Source organism: Streptomyces zagrosensis, assembly GCF_014203645.1.
GTDB lineage: Bacteria > Actinomycetota > Actinomycetes > Streptomycetales > Streptomycetaceae > Streptomyces > Streptomyces zagrosensis.
The window spans coordinates 564,319-589,315 of sequence record NZ_JACHJL010000002.1 but is presented as its reverse complement, the minus strand read 5'-3'; the positions used below and the strand labels follow the sequence as shown (position 1 = coordinate 589,315).

Here is a 24,997-nt window from a genome sequence, read left to right as displayed (position 1 = left end):
GCACGAGGTGCCGGACCGGCGAAGCCTCGGAGAGTAGGCCGGCGGCGGGGTGCGAAGGCCGAGAAGCGCGCCGGCCCTGCGACGTCGTTCCAGACTTGCTATCCCCATGCATAGTTTGATCTGGGTACCGTCTGGCGTATGAGCCCGACATACGGAACACCACTGCCTCGCTACTTGCGTGAGATCAACCGTCGCCCCGCAGCACTGGGGGCACGCTGATGTTGGAAGAGGCTGAGGAGATCGGTCGCCGTGTTCGGCGCGCGCGGCTTCGTCTCGGGATGCCACAGGCCGACCTCGCCGCAGCCCTGGGCAAGTCTCAGGGCTGGGTCTCCAAAATGGAGCGGGGGCATATTGAACTCGATCGCGTCGGGCTACTCAATCTCATCGCCTCCGAGTTGCACGTGCACCCCAACGATTTGATCGGTCGTCCGTACAACAGCTCGCCGGGCGAGAACGGATGGCAGGTCACGGCATCGTCCATCCTGCGCGAGCTGCGCCGTTACGACCTCACGCCTGTGTTCGACGGAACGCCCCGCTCTTCCGGGGATTTGTGGCAGGAGATGACCCGCCTACACCGGCTGCGGGACGCGGCGGCCAACGTTGCGATTCTGCGGGTTTTGCCCGACTTGCTGCGCGAGGCTCGCGCGCTCGCTGAGGTGGCCACGGGGCATGAGCGCGAGGAGGCATACGCGGTCTACGCGGTCGCTTGCAAGTTCGCCCACACCGCCGCCCACGCTCTTGGGCACCCCGAGCTGATCGCCATGGCTGCCGAGCGCGCAGTATGGTCCGCACGGCTGTCCGGCGACCCTGTGATGCCCTCTCTAGCCGACTGGATGCGGGTATGGGACATGTGGGCCACGGCGGATTGGTCTGACTCGCTCACCCTCTCCGACAAGGCCCTCACCGGGATACAAGATGACTACGACCGCGGTGACCTGCCCGCCCTGCGTATGTGGGGGTCACTGCAACTCCGCGCCGCAGTCGCCGCTGCGCGCGCCAACCGGACGAGCGAGGCCGAGGACCGCATCGGCTACGCCCAAGATGCCGCCTACCGGGTGAGCAACTACCAGGGCCCGCCGGTCTACGACCGCCACTCCGTGACGTTTTCCACCGGCAACGTGCAGATTCACGCGATCAGCGTCGCCTTGGAGGCGGGTGACCAGATCAAGGCACTCGCCATCAACCGCCGCACGAGTCCCGAAGTTGTCGCCGATCTGCCCAGTTCTCGCCAGAGCCATCACCATATGGATCTCGCTCGTGCGTGGCTGTGGGACGGCAACCGCGACAAAGCGCTTGTTGAACTGGAGACCGCCGAGCGGATCGCTCCCCAACTCGTGCGCAACCACCCCATCGCTCGGTCCACGCTCCGGAGCATTGTCTACGCCGAGCGAGCCGCGACGCGCGAGAAGTTGCGGCGCATGTCCGACCGCTTTCACCTCGACGGATAGAGGGTGTATTCCTCCGGCTCATGTTCGCCCCCTGCCATGTCTCTAGCTTCGACGCATGGTCGAACAGAACCCACCCCAACTGCCCAGTGTGCGCGGTAAGTCCTGCGTTGGCACACCATTCCACCCCCGCCTTGGCGACCTCGCTCTCGACCTTGCCAGGGGAGAAGAAGGGGAAATCGGCGTCGTCGTTGCCCTCCCAGACAAGGCAACGGCGTCTTACCACTTGCATCCGCTGAGGGAGGGGCATGACTGGTGCGCGCCGGCAAACGGCACGACCTTATGCCCAGTGTCCGCCCCCGTCACGCACGTGACGCCCTTGCACCACGATGCCAGTTACGACCCTCGGGCGCAGCAAGGGGCGCTGCCCGTTCAGGTTCATCATGAGAACGGTAAAACTTCCGAGTCGTTACTCATCCTGACCCCCGGGCAAGTCGAGCTCTACCGTGTCCAACTGGACCAGCTCATCGGGGGCAGGGAGCATGCCCAGGAAAACGGATGGTGATCGTGACCTTCCATCCCTCACACCCAGCCCCCTCGCCCGCCCGGGCCTGTGTCGCCTATCGCTGTGATGCCACCCGCCAACGAACTGAACGGCCACCGGCAGGTGTCATTGGCGATGTACCACGCTCGCACGCCGGGCCTCGCCGCGCGATGGCTGCGGGCAGAAGCACACCACTTGGCCCACCTGCTTGCCCGTGGGCCGACCGCGCCATGCATGTGCGATGTCCCCTTGCTCGCGCTGGGGCTGACACGCTCCAGCCTGATGCTCATCTGCTCAAGTAGGACAGCGACGACGGCGAGTACGAGCGCGCCCTACATGCTCTGAGTGCCGGTAACGCTTACGTACTTGGTGTCATCGATTACGACGGGCGGTACTTCGTCTGTGTCTACCCAACACGGGGCCTTCCGGCGACCTGACTGGGGCGAGACACCGGCACTCGAAACGGTGAGGACGAGTCGCCCCCAACGAGCCGTCATGGGAGGGTGCCGTCACCCGCCTGGCCTCAACATTCTGGGGCGGGAAGCCTTGCCCTCCTCTTGCGCGCCGGGCGGTCAACACATCACGGCGACAATCACCGATCGGAGCCCCATGGCAAGCATCGAGTATGAAGCGAAGGCCCTGGACATCGACCCTGCGAAGACCGCGCAGCTCATCCTCGACGCCGGTGGCGTCCAGCGGGACAAGACTCGGCTCATGCGTCGGTACGTCTACGACACCATCCCGGCCGTTCCCGGGCGATGGGTGCGGCTGCGTGACACCGGCACGGGCACCACGCTGTGCGTCAAGCAGGTCTCTACGGACGCCGTGGACGGCACCCACGAGACCGAAGTCACCGTCGGCTCGTTCGAGGAAACGAGCGAACTGCTCGGCCTGGTCGGTCTCACGCCGCGCAGCTACCAGGAGAACCGGCGTACCTCCTACACCCTCGGCGAGGTGCGGCTGGAAATCGACGAGTGGCCCCGCATCCCGCCGTATTTGGAGATCGAGGCAGACGACGACACCCAGGTCTGGGACACCGCCGCCGTCCTAGGGATCGACCGTGATCGTCTGACGTCGATCAACACGACCAAGGTCTATGCCTTGTACGGCATCGATCTCGACTCCATCGCCGACCTTCGGTTCGAGTAGGTCAGCGTCCGCTAGCCCCGGCCGGGGCACCGTGCCCCGGCCGGCACGGAGAGGGGGCACCATGCACGACCTCGAAAACTTGCCTATCGAGGTCAGGCCCGACCGTACCTTGCGCGTCAAAATCATCGACGCATGCGGCCTCGCCTGTCAGTTCTGCCACAATGAAGGCACACCCGTTACCACCGACAACTTAGGTCGTGCCGCAGGCGAGTTCATCGGCACCTCGGGGCGTACCGGGCGCGTGTCGATCTACCTCAAGACCAACGGGGCGAGCTTTCTGCCAGCTAAAATCGTGGCTGATTCGGACTTCGCCCTCGCACTCGCCGCAGTCCGCGGCAGCCTGCCCACCAACGAAGTGCACTTCACTGGAGGGGAACCTACCCTTCATCCCGAGCTGCCTGACCTGATCAGGATCGCACGTCACCTCGGCCTGACTGTCGGTCTCACATCGAATGGCGAGAACGGCGCGGCCGTCCTGCCCGAGGCCGCGGCCGCTGGCCTTGACCGCATCAACCTAAGCGTGTTCGGCACCACCCCCGACGAACTCGCCGCCGTACAAGCCCCGCGCCTCGCCTCCCCGAAGCTCGCGGCCCGAAAATTAGAAGCTCTCACGATGACGATCGAGGCCGCCCACGAACACGGCGTCAAGGTCTCCGCGAACATCGTGATCCCCGACAGCGATCACGTCGAGCGGGTGCTGCGCATCATCGAGCAGCACGGCCGGTCCGTCGTGGTGCGCATGCTCGTCTCCCTGGAGGACGGCGGCGCGTCGCTCGCCGCCATGCAGAAAGTCGTGGACCACCTCGGCGCCGTCCCCGTACGTCGAATCATCACGGCCGGCGCTTCGGACCAGCGGGTTCGATACCGTTTGCCGGACGGGCGGACGTTGTACGCGAAGAGCATCCGGCCCGTGCGCCTCCCCGAGACCTGCGCCGACTGCCGGTTCAACAATCCCGATGACTGCCAAGAGGGTTACTACGGGATACGCATGTACCGGGCTACGAACGGCCCGTTCATCATCGGTGTGTGCATCCAACGCATGGACTTGTGCATGCCGCTTGGCGAGTTTGTCATGAGCCAAAGGTGTCGGGAAGTCGCTGCCTTCCGGGACGACGAAGCGACTCGACTGGCGCGCCTTTACTCGGTGAGGGAGCCCGCGTGATGATCGACAGACGTGATCGTGATCGTCACTTCTGCCCCGTGGCCGCAGGTGGCGAGTAAGCCTGCAGGTTGGGACACGCCCTCGACGGAGACACGTCGGGGGCGCTGTTCGTACACGTCAGCCGATGATGGCGCCCACTTATTTCACGCGTGTCATCCAGGATCAGCACTCGCATCTTCACCAGGAAAGGTTCCCGCGCGTGCAGGGGTGGACCCTCACCGCGTACGACTTCCTCTTGGAGTTCGGGGTGGTCCCCGCACCAACAGGGCAAGCCCCCACCATCGTCGGCCGCTCACCAGCGACAGTGAGCGGCCAACGGCATACGGCCAACGGGCAACGGCCAGCCCATACAGGATCAACGCGCGGGCCCACCAGCCTACTTGCGTCGCTCAGCCCGCGCCAAGGATCACCGAGTGGGTCAGGTTGCGCGGGTTGTCCGGGTCGAGGCTGTGGCGGTCGGCGATGGCGAGGGCGAGGCGCTGCACTCGTACCAGCTCCGCCAGTGGGTCTAGGCCGCCGGCCACCCACTGGGCCCCGGTCTCCCGCACCTGGTCGGCCAGGCCGTCCGGCGCGGTGCCGAGCATCCAGGTCGCGGTGCCCTTGGTGGTGATGCTGATCGGGCCGTGCCAGTACTCCATCGCCGAGTACGAGCGCGCCCTACGTGCTCTGTGTGCCGGTAACGCTTACGTACTCGGTGTCACCGATTACGACGAGCGGTACTCCGTCCGCGTCTACCCAACACGGGGCCCTCCGGTGACCTGACTGGGGTGAGACACCGGCACTTGAAACGGTGAGGACGAGTCGCCCCCCAACGAGCCGTCATGGGAGGGTGCCGTCACCCGCCTGGTCTCAACATTCTGGGCCCCCACCGGGTGTCAGCCCCCGCACCCTAAGCGATCTTGACGCCGGGCTCGCTACAGTCGGTGCTGCGGCAGACCGGGACCATCGTGATGGCGGTCTGCTGCGGCACCGATGTGATCAACGGATCTGGAGTCATGGGTTACACCGTGGGAGCGCGAGCTATCTGCGTCGAGCTGGAGAACTGAGAACCCTCTCAGTCCCTGTTCTCGGCCCGGCTCGGCGTGTGATGTTCCCCCACCTTCCACGACTCTTTCGTGAGGCCATGCCGTTATGCGCTCGACGCAGATCCGCAACACGTTCACCGACTTCTTCACCTCCCGTGGCCACCAGCCCATCCCGTCCAGCCCACTGATCCCCAACGACCCCACCCTGCTGCTGGCCAACGCCGGGATGAACCAGTTCAAGCCCTACTTCCTGGGCGAGGGCACCCCGCCCTCCCTCCGCGCGACCAGCATTCAAAAGTGCGCGAGGACCTCGGACATCGACAACGTCGGCCGCACCAACCGGCACGCGACCTTCTTCGAGATGATGGGCAACTTCTCCTTCGGCGACTACTTCAAGGAAGACGCCATCGCCTTCGCCTGGGAACTTCTGACCCAGGGCTACGGGCTGGAGAAGGACAAGCTGTGGATCACCGTCTTCAGGGACGATGACGAGGCCGAGCACCTTTGGCGCCGCATCGGCGTCCCCGCCTCCCGCATTCAGCGCCTGGGCATGGAGGACAACTACTGGTCCATGGGCGTCCCCGGCCCCTGCGGGCCCTGCTCGGAAGTCAACTACGACCGCGGTCCCGACTTCGGCAAGGAGGGCGGCCCGGCCATCGACGGCGAACGCTACGTCGAGATTTGGAACCTGGTGTTCATGCAGTTCCAGCGCGGCGAGGGCGACAAGAAGGGCAACTTTCCCATCCTCGGCGAGCTCACCAACAAGAGCATCGACACCGGCCTCGGCCTGGACAGACTCGCCGCGATCCTCCAGAACGCCCACAACGTGTGCACCACCGACCTGCTGTTGCCCACCTTCCACACCATCCAGGACCTCGCCGGTCGTGAGGCCCCCAGCGAGGGTGAGGAGAAGGTGTCCTTCCAGGTCGTCACCGAGCACGCCCGCTCCATCGCCTTCCTCATCGCCGACGGCGTACTCCCAGCCAAAGACGGCCGTGGCTACATCCTGCGGCGCCTGATGCGCCGCGCGATCCGGCACGCGCGTCTGCTCGGCATTGACGGGCCCGTCCTCCCCGCCGCGACCGCCAGCGTCATCGGCAACCTCGGCAGCGTCTGGCCGGAGCTGACGGCTCAGGCCGCGCTGATCGAGCAGGTCGTCACCGCCGAGGAGGGGTCCTTCACCCGCACCCTGGCCCAGGGCACGCGGCTTCTGGACGCCGCGATCACTCGCACCCAGGGCAACGGCTCAGCCGCGCTGCCCGGCGAGACCGCTTTCGAACTCGCCGACACCTACGGATTCCCCCTTGAGCTCACGGTCGAGGCTGCCCGGGAGGCTGGCCTGACTGTCGGTGAGGACCGGTTCGCCGCGCTGTTGGACGAGCAGAGGAAGCGAGCGAAGGTCGGCGGCAATGCCAAGACCGCCGAGGCTCTCAAGAAGATGGACACCTACCGCGAGCTAGCCGGGAGCCTGCCCCGCACCGAGTTCCTCGGCTACGAGCACCTGAGAGCCGAGGCCACCGTCACCGGGCTCATCTGCGGCGGCACGGTCGTCCCCACCGCCGGCGAGGGCACTGAGGTCGAGCTGGTGCTCGACCGATCACCGTTTTACGCCGAGGCCGGCGGACAGATCGGCGACACCGGCACACTGACCATGAGCGACGGCACCCGCCTGCGAATCACCGACACCCGCTACGGCCTGGAAGGCTTCCGCGTCCACACCGCCCACGTCATCGAAGGCGAACTGAGCACCGGCGTCAGCGGCGAAGCCGTCGTGGACGGCGATCGCCGCAAGGGCCTGATGCGCTCCCACTCGGCCACCCACATCCTGCACGCCGTCGTCATGGCCACCCTCGGCGATCACGCCCGCCAACAGGGCTCCCTCGTCGAACCCGACCGGCTGCGCTTCGACTTCGCGCACTTCACAGCCCTAACCCGCGACCAGCTCACCCGGATCGAGACGGCCGTCAACGGCCACGTCCTCGATGACCCCGCAGTGCGGGCCTGGCACGCCGACCGCGCCGAGGCCGAAGCTGCGGGCGCCATCGCTCTGTTCGGAGAGAAGTACGGCGACACCGTCCGCATCGTCGACATCGGCGGCTTCTCCCGCGAGCTCTGCGGCGGCACCCATGTCGCCCACGGCTCCCAGGTCGGCGCGTTCCGCCTGCTGTCCGAGTCCTCGATCGGTTCCAACCTCCGCCGCGTTGAAGCCCTCACTGGCCACGGCACCCTCCGCCACACCGACACCGAACGGCGCCTGCTGAACGAACTCACCTCAGTGCTTGGCGCCCGCCCCGCAGAAGCCGCTGAAACGCTACGTAAGCGTCTGGAGGCTCTTGCGACCGCCCAGGCAAAGCTAGGGCAGATGCGGGCCACCGAACTACGCTCCCAGGCCGCCCAGCTTGCCGGCACGGCCCGCCGGGTCGGCAGCGGGCAACTCGTCGCTCAGAACGTCATCGGCGTCACGCCGGACGAGCTAAGGCAGTTGGCATCCGAGACCCTGGCCCACCTGTCTACCGGCCCTGCGGCCGTGGTCCTCGCGCTGGAACACTTCGGCAAGGCCCTGCTCGTCGCGGCCGTCTCGCCGGACCTACTCAGCCGCGGCGTCCAGGCATCTCAGGCCATCACCCGCGCCGCGAAGACGGTCGGCGGAGGAGGAGGCGGCACCGGAGCCCTTGCCAGCGCCGGCGGACGCCACCCCGAACACCTCGCCCAGGCTCTTGCTTCCGCAGCCGAGGACGCCGCCACCTTGCTCGGCGACCGATAACGTCACCCCTAATCCCGTTCGCCGTACCCGCCGTCAGCCTTGGCGCTGTATACGTTGGGCCCAACGGAAAACTGGGCAGTGCGTGCGGGGCAGCACTCCCAGGAGACAGCGCCTGGCGACATCTCCTCGCGGCGAGGCAGGCGAAGGACAGGTAGCCGGTTGGGCACGGTTCCTGGCTACATGCGCCGGCAGCACAGTCAAACACGGCCTAGTCAATGACCTGCGAGAGGCGAGGAGATGAGCGGCTTGCGCGAAATGCCGGAGTTCGAAGAAGTGGGTAAAAACCGGGGTAGCGCGCGGTAAAACTGCTGGTCGCGAACTGTGGTCCCCGCGCGTGCGGGGGTGATCCCTGCGGCGGAATCAGCCCGTGATTCGCCGCAATGTGGTCCCCGCGCGTGCGGGGGTGATCCTGGCCATCAGGACCGCCAGGCCCCAGGTGAGCCAGTGGTCCCCGCGCGTGCGGGGGTGATCCCGCGGGCGCATCCGGTCGGCTCCAGCGGGGGTCGTGGTCCCCGCGCGTGCGGGGGTGATCCCAGCGCGTCCGTGGCGACGGGCGTGTGATGGGGGTGGTCCCCGCGCGTGCGGGGGTGATCCCCTCAGGTGGATGAGGGCTGGTGGCCAACAGACGTGGTCCCCGCGCGTGCGGGGGTGATCCTTCAAGGAACGTCATCTCTTCGTCCACGTGGTCGGTGGTCCCCGCGCGTGCGGGGGTGGTCCCCGGTCCATCGACGCCGTGCTGAAGGAGCTGCCGTGGTCCCCGCGCGTGCGGGGGTGGTCCCTGGAGCTGGCTCTCCCCCACCCGGAAGTTCTTGGTGGTCCCCGCGCGTGCGGGGGTGCTCCTACCCAGGGCGTACATCAAAACGATGACGTCGGTGGTCCCCGCACCAACAGGGCAAGCCCCCACCATCGTCGGCCGCTCACCAGCGACAGCGAGCGGCCAACGGCATACGGCATACGGCATACGGCATACGGCATACGGCCAGCCCATACAGGGTCAACGCGCAGGCCCACCAGCCTACTTGCGTCGCTCAGCCCGCGCCAAGGATCACCGAGCGGGTCAGGTTGCGCGGGTTGTCCGGGTCGAGGCTGTGGCGGTCGGCGATGGCTAGGGCGAGGCGCTGCACTCGTACCAGCTCCGCCAGTGGGTCAAGGCCGCCGGCCACCCACTGGGCACCGGTCTCCCGTACCTGGTCGGCCAGGCCGTCCGGCGCGGTGCCGAGCATCCAGGTCGCGGTGCCCTTGGTGGTGATGCTGATCGGGCCGTGCCGGTACTCCATCGCCGGGTACGACTCCGTCCAGGCGAGGGCCGCCTCGCGCATTTTGAGCGCGCCCTCGTTGGCGAGACCGACCGTCCAGCCCTGGCCCAGGAAGGCGAACTGTGTGCAGTCCACCAACCCTTCCGGCAGCGGTTCGGTGACTGCGGTCTGCGCGTCCCGTACCGCGGCCTCGGTGTGCAGGCCCAGGTGTGCGCGGAGCAGGGTGAGCGCGGAGGTGGCGAACCGGGTCTGTACGACGGAGCGCTCGTCGGCGAAGTCGAGCACGATCACCTGGTCGGCGGCCTCCATCACCGGCGTCTGCGGGTCCGCCGTGATCGCCGTCGTACGGGCACCGCCATCGCGCACCCGCGCCAGCAAATCGAGCACCTCCGTGGTGGTGCCGGAGCGGCTCAGCGCCACGATGCGGTCGTAGCGGCGGGTCGCCGGGAATTCGGAGGCGGCGAACGCGTCCGTCTCACCCTGCCCGGAGCTTTCGCGCAGGGCGGCGTACGCCTGGCCCATGAAGTACGAGGTCCCGCACCCTACGACCGCGATCCGCTCCCCTCGCTCGGGGAGCGCGTCGCGCTGCGCGTCGGCCAGTTCGGCCGCGCGGCTCCAGCACGCGGGCTGACTGGCCAGTTCCTTCTCGACATGCGTCACGTCTACTCCGAAGCGAGAGGGGGATGTTTGATGATGCAGTCTAGGCGAGCGTTTCGAACAGCTTCAAGCATTACGACTCAGTGAAAGTGGTGCGATGAGGCAGAAGACAGCTACCCAATGCGCGAGGCCGGACAACACCACGGACGGCAGCGCCCCCACTCGGCGCTCCCGAAGACGTACGGCATTGCCCGCGGTGGCGCGCCCGGAGCCGCGCCCGAGCTGCCGACTGGCTGCCCCCGAACTGCCCGACTGACCGCGTACGGGGCGGTCCGGCTGATCAGGTCGCGGCGCGCGGGTATCGTGGCGATCTCCCACCAGATCCACGGGCCGTACGCCGCGAGGCAAGCGCACCACGCCGCCAGGCGCGCAGGGGGTGTCATGCGGCGGGGGTTTTCTCCCCGGCCGCGCGCCACCACCCCGCATGCCACCACCCCTCGCGGCGACGCACCCACCGGACGTCAGATCGCGAGGAGCCATGGTGATGTCGCCCAGCCGCTATACGTATCTCGGCCCCGAGGGCACGTTTACCGAGGCTGCACTGCGCACGCTGCCCGAGGCGGCCACCCGGGAGCTGATTCCGATGGTGTCCGTGCCGGCCACGTTGGATGCCGTCAGGTCGGGGGAGGCCGCCGCCGCGCTCGTACCGATCGAGAACTCCGTCGAGGGCGGCGTGACCGCCACGCTCGATGAACTCGCCACCGGCGAGCCGCTGATGATCTACCGCGAGGTGTTGTTGCCCATCGCGTTCGCCTTGCTCGTACGCCCTGGCGTACAGCTCAGCGACGTCAAGACGGTCACCGGCCACCCGGTGGCCCAACCCCAGGTACGCAAGTGGTTGGCGGAGCACCTGCCCGAAGCCGTCTGGGAGTCGGCCGCGTCCAACGCGGACGGCGCGCGCCTGGTGCAAGAGGGGCGTTACGACGCGGCGTTCGCGGGTGAGTTTGCGGCGCCGACGTACGGCTTGGTGCCGCTGGTCTCGGATATTCACGACGCACAGAACGCCCAGACCCGCTTCGTGTTGGTGGGCCGCCCGGCCCGGCCCGCGTCGCGCACCGGCGCGGACAAGACCTCGGTTGTCATCTGGCTCGGCGACGACCACCCGGGCGCGCTGCTCGAACTGCTCCAGGAGTACGCGGCGCGCGGCGTCAACATGATGCGCATCGAGTCCCGTCCCACGGGTGAGGGCATCGGTCGCTACTGCTTCTCCGTGGACTGCGAGGGCCACATCACCGACCGCCGGGTCGCCGAGGCCCTGATGGGGTTGAAGCGGACCTGCCCGAAGGTGCGCTTCCTCGGCTCGTACCCGCGTGCGGGCGTGGACCTGGCCGACGTCGCCGAGTTGCGGAATGGCACAACGGACGCGGAGTTCGCGGCGGCTACCGACTGGCTGGCGCGCTGCCAGGACGGCCGGGCCTGAGCCAACGGGCCGCAGCCCGAAGCCCGCAACCCGCAACACAAACGCGGCGCCAACAGCCCGCAACGCGAACGCAGCACCGGCAGCAGTAACGCGGCGCCTGCGCATGCCGGTGTACGCGGATACGGGGCGTACGGGAGCCGCTGGCGTCGGGCTGCTGGTGGCGCGCGCACTGCCCTGACGTCAGGTGTGGCGAGCCGGTCTGCGGTTGGAGCACCAGATAGGGGAGCGGCTCCCGCCGTATGCCGCCGCCTACCCACGCCCGCTCGCGACGGCCCCGCAACCACCACCGCCGCCCGCCCGCGCACCCGCACCGGTCCACGCCCACCCGCAACCGCGACGGCCCCCAGCGACCTGCGCCGGCCCCCTTCGCCCAGCATGGCCATCCACACCGCAGCGGAGTTATCCACAGCCTCGACTCGACCTGTGAATAAGTCGACAAGGCGATTCCGACCTAATAGACAAATGCCCCAACTAACACAATCCACCACACACCCCAGCAGCTCTCCCACAACGCCCACGCTTTCTTGGTCCGCGATGAATCAACTCCCAAGAAGGGACCGAACTCACTCGAAAGAGGGTGTGAGGCGGCGACGGCTGGGGAATCCATGGTCCAGCAATTCTTGGTCGATATGTCCGACCAGAAAGTCCACAGATTGTGCACACAGCCTGTGGATAAGTCACCCCCGGAGCTGCGCCCCTGTGGACAACCTAGGCTCGCCAACTCCCCCATCCACAGCGGAAATCAGCCACCTTGGCGCATCTACATGCCTCGGGAGAGCGAATGCGTCGCGCATTCTTGACGCGCCGGAGAACGTATTCTCGCGCCATCAAGGGTGCAAGCACCCTCACCTCGCTCGACCTTCTCTTCGGTGCAAAAATGGGCAAATGCGAGCGCAACGGAATATCGCGTCGAGGTGTCGGAGCCCGCACCGGTAACCTGGAGGAGTGATTGACCTTCGCCTGCTCCGTGAGGACCCCGACCGTGTGCGCGCGTCTCAGCGCGCCCGTGGAGAGGACGTCGGCCTCGTCGACGCACTGCTCTCCGCCGACGAACGGCGCAGGTCGTCCAGCGTCCGCTTCGATGAACTGCGCTCCGAGCAGAAGCAGCTCGGCAAGCTGATCCCCAAGGCCACCGGCGACGAGAAGGCCGAGCTGCTGACGAAGGCCGGCGAGCTGTCCGCCGCCGTCAAGGCCGCCGACGCAGCTCAGGACGCCGCCGCGGAAGAGACCCAGCGGTTGCTGCGCCAGCTCGGCAACCTGGTCCACTCCGACGTCCCGGTCGGCGGCGAGGAGGACTTCGTCGTCCTGGAGACCATCGGTGCCCCGCGCGACTTCGCCGCCGAGGGCTTCGAGCCGAGGGACCACCAGGAAATCGGCCAGCTCCTCGGCGCCATCGACACCGAGCGCGGCGCCAAGGTCTCCGGATCGCGCTTCTACTACCTCACCGGCGTCGGCGCGCTCCTAGAACTCGCCCTGGTCAATGCGGCCATCGCCCAGGCAACCGCCGCCGGATTCATTCCCATGCTCACCCCGGCGCTGGTCAAGCCGCGCGCCATGGAGGGCACGGGCTTCCTCGGCCAGGCCGCGGAGAACGTGTACCACCTCGAAAAGGACGACTACTACCTGGTCGGCACCTCCGAGGTCGCACTCGCCGCGTACCACATGGACGAGATCATCGACGCGGCCAAGCTGCCACTGCGGTACGCGGGCTTCTCGCCCTGCTTCCGGCGCGAGGCCGGCACCTATGGCAAGGACACTCGCGGCATCTTCCGGGTGCACCAGTTCGACAAGGTCGAGATGTTCTCCTACGTCGCGCCGGAGGACGCCGAGGCCGAGCATCAGCGGCTGCTCGACTGGGAGAAGCAGTGGCTGACCGGGCTCGGATTGCCGTTCCAGGTGATCGACGTGGCCACCGGCGACCTCGGGGCGTCCGCGTCCCGCAAGTTCGACTGCGAGGCGTGGATTCCGACCCAGGGCAAGTACCGCGAGCTGACCTCCGCGTCGAACTGCAACGAGTTCCAGGCCCGGCGACTGTCCGTACGGATGCGAGACGGCAAGCACGTGAAGCCGCTGGCGACGCTGAACGGCACGCTGTGCGCGGTGCCCCGCACCATCGTCGCGATCTTCGAGAACCACCAGCAACCGGACGGCTCGGTCACCGTGCCCGAGGTGCTGCGCCCCTACCTCGGTGGGCGCGAGGTACTTGAGCCGGTCACCGCGTGACCGACATACCGCGCCCCCAGCTCCCGTACCAGCTCGTGGCGACCGATCTCGACGGCACACTCCTGCGCTCCGATGAGACCGTCTCCGAGCGCACCCGGGCGGCGCTAGCCACCGCTACGGCGGCCGGGGCCGCGCACATCGTCGTCACCGGTCGTGCCGTGCCCTGGACCCGACACATACTCGATGACCTGGGCTATCAGGGCATCGCGGTCTGTGGGCAGGGTGGGCAGGTCTACCACGCGGGCGAGCGCCGACTCCTCACCTCCGTCACCTTGGACCGGCAGGTCGCAGCCCTCGCGCTCGCCAAGGTCGAGACGGAGACGGGGCCGCTCTTCCTAGCCGCGAGCCGGGATGGGATCGACGGGCAGGTACTGGTCGGTCCCGGCTATCGCATTCAGGAGGGGCCGCTGGCCGCGTCCTCGTTCGAGCGCCCGGACGAGGTGTGGGAAGCGCCGATCAACAAGCTCTACCTCCAGCATCCGACGCTCGGCGACGACGAGTTGGCCGCCATCGCGCGCACCGTCGCGGGTGACCTGGTGGGCGTCACGATGGCGGGCCCGGGGATAGTCGAGATGCTGCCGCTCGGCCTGACCAAGGCGACCGGGCTCTCGCTCGCCGCCCGCCGCCTCGGTGTCACCGCCGCGCAGACGATCGCCTTCGGTGACATGCCCAATGACATACCGATGTTCGGCTGGGCGGGCCACGGCGTGGCCATGGCCAACGCCCACCCCGAACTGCGGGCCGTCGCCGACGAGATCACGGCGTCCAACGAGGACGACGGCATCGCGGTGCTGCTTGAGACGCTTTTCGGGTAGCGAGCGGGCCCGGCTCGGGCACGTGCCGTCCGGACGAGCCCGCCAGGCACGTCACCTGCCGGCGGCCTTCTTCCCGGGCTGGGCAGCGCCAGGGAAGGCCCGGGCGCATCAGCCGAACTGCTTGACTGCCTGGTAGTACGTCCACGCCGTGCTGTTGCACGCTGTCTCCTGCGCACCGCTGTAGCGGTTGCACACCCGCTTCAGGTCCTCGTAGAACGCGCTGTCGAGCCGCGGCTTGTTCGCGCTGAACGAGCCCGCCTTCTTGTAGTTGCGGTAGCCGAAGTCGTGCCGCGCACAGGAGGTTTGGAACGGGAAGCCGAACGGGTTGTCGGGCGAGCTGCTGCAATAGTCCGTGGACCAGTCGAAGCCGTACGCGGCCCACTGGCCCTGGCTTTGCCGGGCGGTGTTCCACGTGTTGTAGCTGGTCGCGCTGGTCTGCGTCCAGCCCGAAAGGACCTGCGGCTTGTCGGCGGGGGCAGCCGAGACGGGCGAGGCGAGGGCCACGGCGGTGACCGTGGCAACCGCGGTGGTGGACAGGGTGGCGACCAACCGGCGCATGGGGTTCCTCCGTTGAGAGCGGTGGTTGTGGTGCGGGTCGAGCGACGCGTGAGGGGTGAGCGACACGGCGTATACGCGCATAGACACTGCGCGTAGAACCGTGTGCGAGGAACAGCGTTTCGCAGGTACCTGTCAAACAACAAGAGTCATGCACGGTCGTTCATATGAACAGCACGCAACCACTCGCTTCGTAGCGTGATTGCCGCTCGGAAATTAGTGGCACAGCGCCGCTGTGGGCCATTACCGTGCTGCCGAACCACGGCACCTAGTGAAAGACGTCCCGTTGTACACCGTTTGAGTCCTCCCGAGCGCTAAATCGTCGCGCGTCGCCTCTGTGTGCGCCGCGCTCCTTTTTGCTGTGGATTTCTCACTGGAACCGGTGTACTTCTGTGCTCAACACCTGGGTGGTCATGCCCACCTGCCTACCGCTCATCCGCCGCCGTTGCCACGCGTGCGCGTCCGAGCGCTTCCGGTCAAGCGGTAAGTTTCGCGTCAACGCACACCACAAGCTCATCGACGCCTGGCTCCTCGCGCTCTGCACCGTTTGCGGAGAAACGTCAAAGCTCACGGTCCTGGAGCGGACGAATGTGCGCTCCGTACGGCCTGAGTTGCTGGACCGGCTGCATGGCAACGACCCTGGCCTGGCAACTGAGTTGCTCCAAGACGCGACGGTGCAGCGCCGCAATCACATCGCCCTCGACTGGGACAACGCCTGGCGCCTGGACACCGGCGGATCGGATCACCTGGGCCGCGAGGTGATCGACATCTCGGTTCGCTTCGCGGCGCGGATACCGGTGCGACCGGTGCGACTGATCGCTGATGGGTGCGGTCTTTCGCGGGCCGAGGTCGAGCGACTGATCGAGGAGGGGAGCCTCGTTTCAGCAGTTCGGTTGCGCGGCAAGCTCTCCAGCGGCTTCACCTTCACGCTCAAGCGCTGAGCCCTCCGCGGGGCCGGGGGCCTGTCCGGCACGTTCCGCCGGACAGGCCCCCGGGGGTGGGGCCGATCGGGGCCACAATGCGCGTCAGCAGGACTTAGTTGATGAGCGAGACGAGTTCGAAACCGGCCCGGTAGCGGGAGGCGAGTGCGTCGAAACGGGTCACGATCGCACGGAACTATATGGTCCGCCAACCGTCTCCAACGCTTTCAAGCTCTTTTGTTTCAGGGGCGCTTCGAGTTTCCGCCACCCCCTTGGGCAACTGCCGCAACCCATCACATACTTCGAGTGCATGCACGGTATGCGAGGGGCCTACAAGGCCCTTGTCGTGAACTGTCATTGGGGGAAAGTTGCGTACAAGAAAACGGGCTGTATGGGTCGCCGGTGTAGCCGCCGCTGCGGCCACCGCACTCGCGGCGGGGATGACCACCCCGATCGCTGTAGCCCAGGAAAATCCCGCCGCTTCGACAGCCGTCAAGCACGCGGGGAAGCAGCACAAGGCCGCAGACGCCCGCACCTGGATCACCCTCATCACCGGTGATCGGGTCGCGGTCGATGCCAAGGGCCGCCCGGCTTCCATCCAGCCGGCCAAGGGGCGCGAGCACATCCCCGTCCAGGTAGAGCGGCGCGGGGGCCACGTCTATACGATCCCGCTCGACGCACGTCGCCTGATCGCCCAAGGCACGGTGGACAAGCGGCTGTTCGACATCACCACACTGAGCAAGCCGGAGTACGTGGCGAGCCAACGCGAGGGGCTGCGGCTCATCGTCAGCTACCGGGGCGACCACCCCGCGGCCAGGGGCGAACTACGCGCCGCGGAGGGCACCGAGCTGCGGCGCACGCTCCCGGTCATCAACGCCGACGCGGTGACGACGCCGCCCGAGCACACCCAGGCCGCCTGGGAGGCGCTGACCAACGCTTCCCGGAACATCACGCACCGTACGGCGGCCTCCGGGGTGGCCACGGTATGGCTGGACGGCATCCGCAAGGCCACCCTCGACAAGAGCGTGCCGCAGATCGGCGCACCCGCGGCGTGGAAGGCGGGTTACGACGGCAAGGGCACCAAGATCGCCGTACTGGACACCGGTGTCGATCAGACGCACCCGGACCTGGCCGGCCAGCAAGTCGCCGAGAAGAATTTCACCGGGTCCCCCGACACCAAGGACCGCGTGGGCCACGGCACGCATGTGGCCTCCACCGCGGCCGGTACCGGCAAGAAGTCCGGCGGAAAGTACCGGGGCGTCGCCTCCGGCGCGAAGATCCTCGACGGCAAGGTCCTGGACGACGAAGGTTCCGGCGAGGACTCAGGCATCATCGCGGGCCTGGAGTGGGCTGCGGCCCAAAAGGCCGACGTGGTCAACCTCAGCTTGGGCGGGTTCGACGAACCCGGCCTTGACCCGCTGGAAGCTGCGGTCAACAAGCTCTCGGCCGAAAACGGCATCCTGTTCGCCATCTCGGCGGGCAACTCAGGCGAGTTGGGCTCCGGCACCGTCGGTTCCCCCGGCAGCGCGGAAGCCGCACTGACCGTGGGCGCCGTCGATAAGAAGGACAAGCTGGCCGAGTTCTCCAGTAAGGGCCCCCGGGTGGGGGACGGCGCCATCAAGCCCGATGTGACCGCGCCCGGCGTGGACATCGGCGCCGCGGCGGCGCCCGGCAGCCTGATCGCCGAGGAGGGCACTCCGGTAGCTGACGGCTACGTGGCGATCTCTGGTACCTCCATGTCCGCTCCGCACGCCGCGGGCGCGGGCGCGATCCTCGCTCAGCAGCACCCGGACTGGACCGGTGCGCGGATCAAGGCCGCGCTGATCGGCTCCACGATCCCGGGCAAGTACACCGCCTTCGAGCAGGGCTCCGGCCGCATCGACCTGCGCAAGGCCATCACACAGTCGGTGGTCGCCGAACCGGCCTCGCTCTCCTTCGACAAGCAGCAGTGGCCGCACGCCGACGACAAGCCGCAGAGCAAGGAACTGACCTACCGCAACCTGGGCAGCACACCAGTCACCGTGGAGGTGTCGCTGACCGCCACGGACCCCAAGGGGAAGCCCGCCCCCAGCGGCTTCTTCACCGTCAAGGACAAGCGGCTCACCGTCCCGGCGAACGGCACGGCGAGCACGTCCGTGTCCGCCGATACCCGGCTCGGCGGCACCGTTGACGGCTCGTACAGCGCACACGTGACCGCGACGGCCGGTGGGCAAACCGTGCGTACCGCCGCCGCGGTGGAACGCGAGGTTGAGTCCTACGAAGTGACCCTCAAGCACCTGGGCCGGGACGGCAAGCCGGCGCAGTCCTTCGACAGCAGCCTGTTCGGGGTCAGCGGCCTTGCCACGGGCCAGTACGCCAACGTCGATGAGACCATCAAGGACGGCAAGGTCCGGGTGCCCGCGGGTCGTTACCTGCTCAGCGGGACGATCGAGGTTGGCGCCAACGGTTACGACTGGCTCAATCAGCCCAAGCTGGTCGTCGGCAAGAACACCACGGTGACCCTCGACGCGCGCACCGCGAAGCCGATTGACGTGACGGTTCCGGACCGGGGCGCAGCCTCGCAGTTCGCCTTCACGCAGGTCGATGTCCTCCGGGGCACGGCCGGCACGGGCTGGATACTGGACTCCTTCAAGAACCTCAGGACCGCACACATCGGCCCGGCTGTTCCCGCCGGCGAGTTGTCCCAGCAGTTCACCAACACCTTCCAGCGGGACGAGAAGAGCCCCGCGTATCACGTGGCCTACGGCGGTCCCACCACCAAGGCGGCGACCGGGTTCGTCCGGCACGCCAAGACCGCTGACCTTGCCAAGGTCACCGCCACGCTGGGCGCCTCGGTGCCCAACAAGACCGGCTATCTGTACACGTATCCCCTCATTGGCGACATGGGCTCCTTGGTGATCGGCACTCCCACCAAGTTGCCGCACACCGCGACGCTCTACGTCAACGGCAAGGGCCCCCGGTGGCTGCTGGAACTCGAGCAGGACAACACCGAGGGCGAGCTCGACGCCTACTACAGCACCGACGAACTCCGCTTCACACCGGGCAAGTCCTACTCTCAGCAGCTCAACGTGGGGGTCTTCGGCCCCAAGCTGGGCGCGACAGACGGCATCTTCCGGGAGGGCAACGAGATCGTCGGCGCACTTCCGCTCTTCGCCGACGGTAAGAACAACTCCGGCGCATCGACGTACGACAAGGTGCAGACCACCCTCTACCGCAATGGCAAGAAGGTGGGCAGCAACGCCGACCCGCTGACCGGCAACGGAGTGTTCAAGGTGCCCGCGGGGGCGGCCAAGTACAAGCTCAGCACCTCTGTCAGCCGCAGCAAGGTCGCCGGTGTCTCCACCAAGATCACCAGTAGCTGGGCCTTCTCCTCGAAGAAGACCACCGGTGAGGTGAAGCTGCCGGCCTCGGTGGTGCGGTTCTCTCCCGCCCTCGCGGCGGACAGCACCTCCAAGGCAGGGGCGACGGTCAAGGTTCCCGTTTTGGTGCAGGGCTCCGCGGCCGGCAAGAATCTGAAGTCCCTCGCCGTGTACGTCAGTTATGACAACGGCGCGCACTGGAAGAAGCTGACCGTCAGCGCCGGCAAGGTGTCGGTGAAGAACCCGGGCGCGGGCAAGAGCGTTTCGTTCAAGGCGGACGCCACCGACAAGCAGGGCAACACGGTGAGCCAGGCCATCCACCACGCCTACCGCACCCGATAACACCCGCGCGCGTCAGCGCATCAACGCACTAGCGCACTGGCCCGCCGGGGAGCGTGATCCCGGCGGGCCAGTGCCGTCCACAACCTCCCGAGACAGAACACCTAGCCCGCCGTCGCATCGCCTCACTCATCCGCTGGCTCCGCGGACAGTGATCATGCGCCAGCTGGAAACCTAGCGCCGCCGCCGCGTCGGCGCTCCCGTGAGCACCGGTCCTGGCCCCTTGACCCGCCGGATCATCGGCAGGGTTTCCAGCTGCTGAATGGCGGGCAGGGCCGCGATCCGTGTCGTGAGGTAACGGTAGAGAGCCCGTACGTCCGAACAGATCACCATGGCGAAGAGGTTGTGCTTTCCTGTGCTCGCGCAGCAGAACGCGATCTCCGGGTGTTCGGCGATCCGTTGCCCCGTCTCGTGCAATGCGGACGGTGGCACCGCCATCCACAGGGCAGCCCTCGCGCCGAGCCCGAACAGCCTCGCGTCGTAGTCAACGTCGAAGTACAGCGTGCCATGGGCCTGTAGCTCGGCCAGCCGGCGACGTACGGTCGATGGTGACCAGGCGGTCGCGGCGGCGAGTTCGGCGATCGAAGCGCGCCCGTCGATCCCCAGGACCGCCAGCATCCGCTTGTCGGCATCGCTGAGTGTCGCCGGAGCGGCCGACTCCGCCTGCTCGGCCGGGGCCGGCCCCTGACCGAGCCCAGCATCCGCCAACGGGTCCGAGCTCCCCACCGCGTACGAGCCCGAACTCCCCGCCACGTACGGGTCCAGGCTCCCCGCCACGTACGGGCTCGGGCTCCCCGCCGCATACGAGCCCGGGCGTCCCACCACGTACGCGCACCGGGGCGAGTCGGACTCAGAGCCCGGGCCCACCGCGGCGCCGGTGCCACGCGCCACGTCCGGCGCCGCCTCCGAGGCGGGCTCGGCCGCCCGCTCAGGGGCAGGCCCCCGCGCCCCCGCGCGCAACAGCTCCACCTGCCGCTGCGATAGCGAACCCGACTTGTTGACCAGACCCTGCGGCCCGCCAAAGAACTGGTGCAGCATGCACTGCGCGGTGATCCCCACGACCTGGGGCGTACGCGGCAGATCGCGCAGCAGCAGCGCGTCACTCGCCTGCTCGCTGCCGCTGCGTACGACGACGGCGATCTCCGTACCGCCGGACATCAGGCTCACCCAGGACGTGTCCATGCGCCGGGCCAGTGCCTCCGCGACGGCTACGGACGAGTCGGGAGTGCACTGCACCCGCACGAACCACACCACCTCCCCCAGCGTCGCCGCATCGGGCAGGCCGAGCACCTTCGCCTGGCCGTTGGTCCGTAGCCGGGTGTAGCGGCGGGCCGCGGTCTGGTCGGAAACGCCCAGCACCTCGGCGATCCGCGCGAAGGGGGCCCTGCCGTCGAGCTGCAAGGCATGTACGAGCTGTCGATCTAGGTCATCGAACTCGTCGGTTTTCACCACCACACGCTAGCTCGTGTCGATTAACGCCGCGCAATAAGGGTCTGGCTTAGAAACAGGGCGTGGTCAGCCGGAATGTTGTCGGCGTATGCCAAGCAACACAACGAGGGAGAAAATCATGTCGATACCCGGCGGAGCCGGTGCCCCAGCCGGTGTGCGCGGTAAATGGTGGCCACTGGTCGCCATCACGCTCGGCAACTTCATGCTGATCATGGATGTGACGATCGTGAACAGCGCGCTGCCCGAGGTGGCGCGCGACCTGGACGCATCATTCACCTCCCTCCAGTGGGTGATGGACATCTACGCGCTGGCGCTGGCCGCTCTGCTGATGGCGGCGGGTTCAGTCGCCGACCTCTTCGGGCGGCGCCGGGTGTACCTGCTGGGCCTGGCCGTCTTCGCGCTGTCCTCGCTGGCCTGCGGGCTCGCCCCGAACGAGGGGCTGCTGGTCGCGGCCCGGGCGGTGCAGGGCGTGGGCGCCGCGGCGATGTTCGCGACCAACACTCCGCTGCTCATGGCGACGTACACGGGTCGCGATCGCGGCGTGGCGTTCGGCGTGTGGGGCGGTACGAGTGGCGCCGCGGCGGCCGTGGGCCCCGTGCTCGGCGGGCTGCTCACCGAGTACGCCGACTGGCGGGCGATCTTCCTGGTCAACCTGCCACTGACGGCGTTCACTGCCTGGCTCACGCTGCGTACGCTCGGCGAGTCCAAGGGCCGCACGGATGTGCGCGTGGACTGGGCGGGTGCAGCCTTCTTCACGGCCTTCGCCGGCGCCCTGACGTACGGGCTGATCCGCGGCGGCGAAGCGGGCTGGAGCGATACGGGTGCGGTCCTTTCGCTCGCCGCTTCGGGCCTGGCGCTGATCGGCTTCACGGTGGTGGAGCGGCGGTTGAAGCACCCGATGTTCGATCTTGGGCTGCTGCGCCGGCCGTCGTTCGTGGTGTTGATGGTGGCCGCGGCACTGCTCCAGGCGTGCGCCTTTCCCTACCTCACCTACGTGGCCATGTGGCTTCAGTCGGTGCTGGGCATGAGCCCGATCGAGGGGGGTCTTGCGGTGACCCCGCTCGCGGTGGCGGCGCTGGTCGTGGGCGCGGTCGGCGGGCGGCTGCTGAGCAATTTGCCGCCCAAGGTGCCGGTGGGGGTGGGGCTGCTGCTCGTGGGGGCGGGGGCGCTGATCAACGCCGCGCTGGTGGACGGGGATGCGGACTGGACCGCGCTCACCCCGGGCATGACCGTGACCGGCCTCGGTGTCGGCCTCGCGATGACGGTCCTGGTCTCGGCGGCGCTCGGGCTGGTCCCGGCGGAGCGGTCCGGGATGGCGAGCGGCGCGGTGAACACCGCGCGCCAGTTCGGCTACGCGCTGGGCATCGCGGTGCTCGGCACGATCTTCGCGGCGCGCGTACGGTCGGCCTTCACCAGCGGCGCCACGGCGAACGGCACCGGAGCGGACGCCGGCGTGGGCGGGGACGGCGGTCAGAGCGAGGCCGCCGCCAAGCACGCAGCCGACCACGCGGCCGAGGCGATCAGCGGCGGCCATGGCGACGCCGTCATCTCGGCCGCTTCGCCCGGCCCCGCCCGGCATGCCGTCGAACGGCTCGTCGGCGACTCCTTCACCGCCGGCATCGACCGGGTCTGCCTGATCGCAGGCTTTACGGCGGTGGCCGCGGCGCTGCTCGTCTTCGCTGTCGTACGCGATGAGCGCGCCCCCACCGGTGCACCGCACGCCACGTCCACGCCACCCGCCGCGGAAGACCCGGATCGCCGGGAGCCCGCCGCCGCCATGGAGTAGCCGATGGGCTCTTGATGGCGTACCCGGCGGCCCGTCCTGCTCAGGCAGCGGACGGGCCGCCGTCCTGGGTGCGGAATGAGTAGCGGTACTCATTCGGCGACCAGCCCCCGCTGACAGGGTCGTGCCCATGCCGCACACAACCCGACTCCACACCAGCGCGGGCAACAACGCGGGCGCCATCGCGCTCGGCCTGCCGTTGTGGTTCACCGCCGTCTGTTGCCTGTACTACGTGTTCTGGCAGTGGGCCAAAGTCATCGTCGGCATGGTGCTCGGCGCGCTGGCTGGCATGTTCGGCGCCAGTCCATCGCTGGATGGCTTCGCACCACGATGGGAGGGCCTGTACCTCACGGTATTGATCATGGTGGTCTCTCCCCTACTGTGCGCCCTCTCGTACTGCTCACCGGCCATGCGAGGGCTCCCCGGAACCCACCAGTTCGCCGTGCTCGGAGCGATCGCCCTCATCGCCCCACTCGCCTGCGCGCTCTGGGTGGCCTGGTGATCGGTACGGCTTAGGGAAGGCGCACGACAGGCACGCGGACAGCCTCCTGAAGGCGTGCGAGCAGCCCCATAGAAGGCTCGTTAGGGCCAGCTAAAGCCTGCAAAGTCCGTAAATACCCGCGGAATCAGCGGCAAAGCAGAGGTCTTCTCCAGCTCGCCTTTGATCATCAACGCCCCGACCACATGCCGGAATACGGGAAGCGGAACCGGTCCCGAGCGTCGCACGTCAGACGGCTGGCCCACCCGTGCAGCCGGGCCTGCCATCACAGATTTATGCAACTCTGTTGAAAAAACACCCGTGAAGAAACCTTGTTCGCGAAGTGTTTGCTGCGTCACAGTTCGGTTCGCGGCGATCGGTCCCCACCCACGCCGCCAGACGAGCGCCCTCCCTGGAAGCACGTTGGCATTTCAGCGTGTTTCCCAACCCCCCTGCCTGGGCGCCCGTTCTGCAACCGGAAGGAAACACCGTGAGAGTTTCCCGGAAGTACGTCCTTGCCGCCACAGTTGGCGCCCTGCTCTCCGTCTCGGCCGTGTCCGGCGCGCAGGCCAAGGATGACTCGGGTTCGGCAACCCCTCGCTACGAGCCGAAGATGGTGCAGGCCCTGGCCACGTCGCTTGGCGTGAGCGAGAAGGCCGCGGTTGAGCGGTTGGACTCCCAGGCGGAGCAGCAGGGCACGTTCGCCGGTCTCGCCAAGAAGGGCATCGCGACGGAGGGCGCGTTCTTCGACAAGAGCGGCACGCTGGTCGTCAACGCCCCCAACGCCAAGACCGCCGACAAGATCGAGGACGCGGGCCTGAAGGCACGGGTCCCGGCGCGCGGCGAGTCCGCGCTCGACGCGATCAAGGCCAAGCTGGATGCGAAGGCCACGAAGCAGACGCCGTCCGGCGTCTCGGCGTGGTCCGTGGACCTCGCGTCGGACACCGTCACCATTGAGGTGGCGAACGACAAGAGCGCCGGCGCCCGCGCGTTCCTGAAGCAGGCCAAGTCGTTCGGCAAGGCCGTTCGCGTGGTCGAGGGCAAGCAGCAGCTCGCCCCGCAGACCGTGGTCTACCCGGGCAGCCGGATGACCTTCAACGGTTACCTGTGTTCGGTGGGCTACGGCGCGAAGGACTCGTCGGGCCGCCAGTACCTGGTCACCGCGGGCCACTGCATCGCGGACCTGCCGGTCCTCTCCTACAACAACGAGCGCTTCGCGAAGGGTGAGCACACCCGCTTCGGGATCGGCACCAACAGCGTGGACATGGGCATAGCCCGCGTGGACTCCGATGACTCGATAGCCACCAAGGTCGGCACGTACGGCTCGGCGGGCACCATAGCGGTCAAGGGCAGCAAGCGCGCCGCGTCCGGCGCCTCGATGTGCAAGTCCGGCCAGACGACCCAGTGGACCTGCGGCAAGGTCAAGTCGTACAACGTCACGGTCACCTACACGGACGAGAACGGCGGCCCCGACACGGTCGTGCGCGGTCTGGGCAGCTCCTCGGTCTGCACCGAGGGCGGCGACAGTGGCGGCGCGTACATCTCCGGCAGCCAGGCCCAGGGCATGACGTCCGGCGGTCCGATCGGCCAGCAGTGCTCCGGCGTTAACTCGGCCGGTTCGTCCTACTTCCAGCCCCTCGACGACGCCCTGTCGTACTACAAGCTGAGCCTGAACCTGGGCTAAGTCACACTCACCCCACGGGACACGGGGGCC

Annotated in this window: 15 protein-coding genes, 1 pseudogene and 1 CRISPR repeat array; of the genes and pseudogenes, 12 read left to right on the top strand and 4 right to left on the bottom strand. The window is 67.7% G+C overall.

What is annotated here, in order from left to right; translation table 11 throughout:
* The first annotated feature begins 218 nt into the window (after positions 1–218).
* The 3 genes from FHS42_RS06110 (at position 219) to FHS42_RS06100 (ending at position 4,240) form a co-directional block, all read left to right on the top strand.
* Positions 219–1,448, top strand: a complete 1,230-nt coding sequence (locus FHS42_RS06110; protein WP_184569474.1) for a helix-turn-helix domain-containing protein — start codon at positions 219–221, stop codon at positions 1,446–1,448.
* A 1,090-nt stretch (positions 1,449–2,538) separates the two neighbouring features.
* Positions 2,539–3,078: a class IV adenylate cyclase gene (locus FHS42_RS06105; protein ID WP_184569472.1), complete on the top strand. Its 540-nt coding sequence runs from the start codon at positions 2,539–2,541 to the stop codon at positions 3,076–3,078.
* Positions 3,079–3,139: 61 nt separating this feature from the next.
* Entirely contained in the window at positions 3,140–4,240 is a 1,101-nt protein-coding gene (locus tag FHS42_RS06100; protein ID WP_184569465.1) for a radical SAM protein, read from the top strand.
* A 389-nt stretch (positions 4,241–4,629) separates the two neighbouring features.
* On the opposite strand, the pseudogene FHS42_RS06095 reads toward FHS42_RS06100, so the two are convergent.
* Positions 4,630–4,890: pseudogene (locus tag FHS42_RS06095) on the bottom strand (sugar isomerase); the annotation flags it as partial.
* Between the two features lie 481 nt (positions 4,891–5,371).
* Between FHS42_RS06095 and alaS the strand changes: the two are divergent.
* Positions 5,372–8,029 carry an alanine--tRNA ligase gene (gene alaS, locus FHS42_RS06090; RefSeq protein ID WP_184569464.1) on the top strand — a complete coding sequence of 886 codons (2,658 nt, stop codon included), beginning with the start codon at positions 5,372–5,374 and terminating at the stop codon, positions 8,027–8,029.
* A 321-nt stretch (positions 8,030–8,350) separates the two neighbouring features.
* A CRISPR array of direct repeats spans positions 8,351–8,865; the repeat unit is 24 nt; unit sequence GTGGTCCCCGCGCGTGCGGGGGTG.
* A gap of 192 nt (positions 8,866–9,057) precedes the next feature.
* On the opposite strand, the gene FHS42_RS06085 is transcribed toward alaS, so the two are convergent.
* Complete coding sequence (locus FHS42_RS06085) at positions 9,058–9,945, bottom strand: SIS domain-containing protein (RefSeq protein WP_184569463.1); 888 nt, start codon at positions 9,943–9,945, stop codon at positions 9,058–9,060.
* A gap of 481 nt (positions 9,946–10,426) precedes the next feature.
* Here FHS42_RS06085 and pheA point away from each other — a divergent pair, with 481 nt between their 5' ends.
* The 3 genes from pheA to FHS42_RS06070 all read left to right on the top strand — a co-directional run bounded on the left by pheA (position 10,427) and on the right by FHS42_RS06070 (position 14,400).
* Positions 10,427–11,362, top strand: coding sequence for a prephenate dehydratase (gene pheA, locus FHS42_RS06080; RefSeq protein WP_184569811.1), 936 nt, complete (start codon positions 10,427–10,429; stop codon positions 11,360–11,362).
* A 945-nt stretch (positions 11,363–12,307) separates the two neighbouring features.
* Positions 12,308–13,585, top strand: a complete 1,278-nt coding sequence (gene serS / locus FHS42_RS06075) for a serine--tRNA ligase (protein ID WP_184569462.1) — start codon at positions 12,308–12,310, stop codon at positions 13,583–13,585.
* A complete protein-coding gene (locus FHS42_RS06070) occupies positions 13,582–14,400 on the top strand; it encodes an HAD family hydrolase (protein WP_184569461.1) in 819 nt (272 codons plus the stop codon). Before serS ends, FHS42_RS06070 begins: the two co-directional genes overlap by 4 nt.
* Before the next feature lie 108 nt (positions 14,401–14,508).
* On the opposite strand, the gene FHS42_RS06065 is transcribed toward FHS42_RS06070, so the two are convergent.
* A complete protein-coding gene (locus tag FHS42_RS06065; protein ID WP_184569460.1) occupies positions 14,509–14,958 on the bottom strand; it encodes a phospholipase in 450 nt (149 codons plus the stop codon).
* 389 nt (positions 14,959–15,347) lie between these two features.
* On the opposite strand from FHS42_RS06065, the gene FHS42_RS06060 reads away from it, so the two are divergent.
* Both FHS42_RS06060 and FHS42_RS06055 read left to right on the top strand, forming a co-directional pair.
* Entirely contained in the window at positions 15,348–15,896 is a 549-nt protein-coding gene (locus FHS42_RS06060) for a DUF1062 domain-containing protein (protein WP_184569459.1), read from the top strand.
* Between the two features lie 419 nt (positions 15,897–16,315).
* The gene (locus tag FHS42_RS06055; protein WP_184569458.1) at positions 16,316–19,576 is read left to right on the top strand and encodes a S8 family peptidase; all 3,261 of its coding nucleotides are present in this window, start codon (positions 16,316–16,318) and stop codon (positions 19,574–19,576) included.
* Between the two features lie 171 nt (positions 19,577–19,747).
* On the opposite strand, the gene FHS42_RS38500 is transcribed toward FHS42_RS06055, so the two are convergent.
* Positions 19,748–21,022, bottom strand: a complete 1,275-nt coding sequence (locus FHS42_RS38500) for an Lrp/AsnC family transcriptional regulator (protein WP_312866737.1) — start codon at positions 21,020–21,022, stop codon at positions 19,748–19,750.
* 118 nt (positions 21,023–21,140) lie between these two features.
* On the opposite strand from FHS42_RS38500, the gene FHS42_RS06040 reads away from it, so the two are divergent.
* The 3 genes from FHS42_RS06040 to FHS42_RS06030 all read left to right on the top strand — a co-directional run bounded on the left by FHS42_RS06040 (position 21,141) and on the right by FHS42_RS06030 (position 24,967).
* Positions 21,141–22,808 (top strand): MFS transporter, encoded by a 1,668-nt coding sequence (locus tag FHS42_RS06040; protein ID WP_184569457.1) that lies wholly within the window; start codon positions 21,141–21,143, stop codon positions 22,806–22,808.
* 127 nt (positions 22,809–22,935) lie between these two features.
* Positions 22,936–23,307, top strand: coding sequence for a hypothetical protein (locus tag FHS42_RS06035; RefSeq protein WP_184569456.1), 372 nt, complete (start codon positions 22,936–22,938; stop codon positions 23,305–23,307).
* A gap of 466 nt (positions 23,308–23,773) precedes the next feature.
* Positions 23,774–24,967 (top strand): S1 family peptidase, encoded by a 1,194-nt coding sequence (locus FHS42_RS06030; protein ID WP_184569455.1) that lies wholly within the window; start codon positions 23,774–23,776, stop codon positions 24,965–24,967.
* The last annotated feature ends 30 nt before the right edge of the window (positions 24,968–24,997 follow it).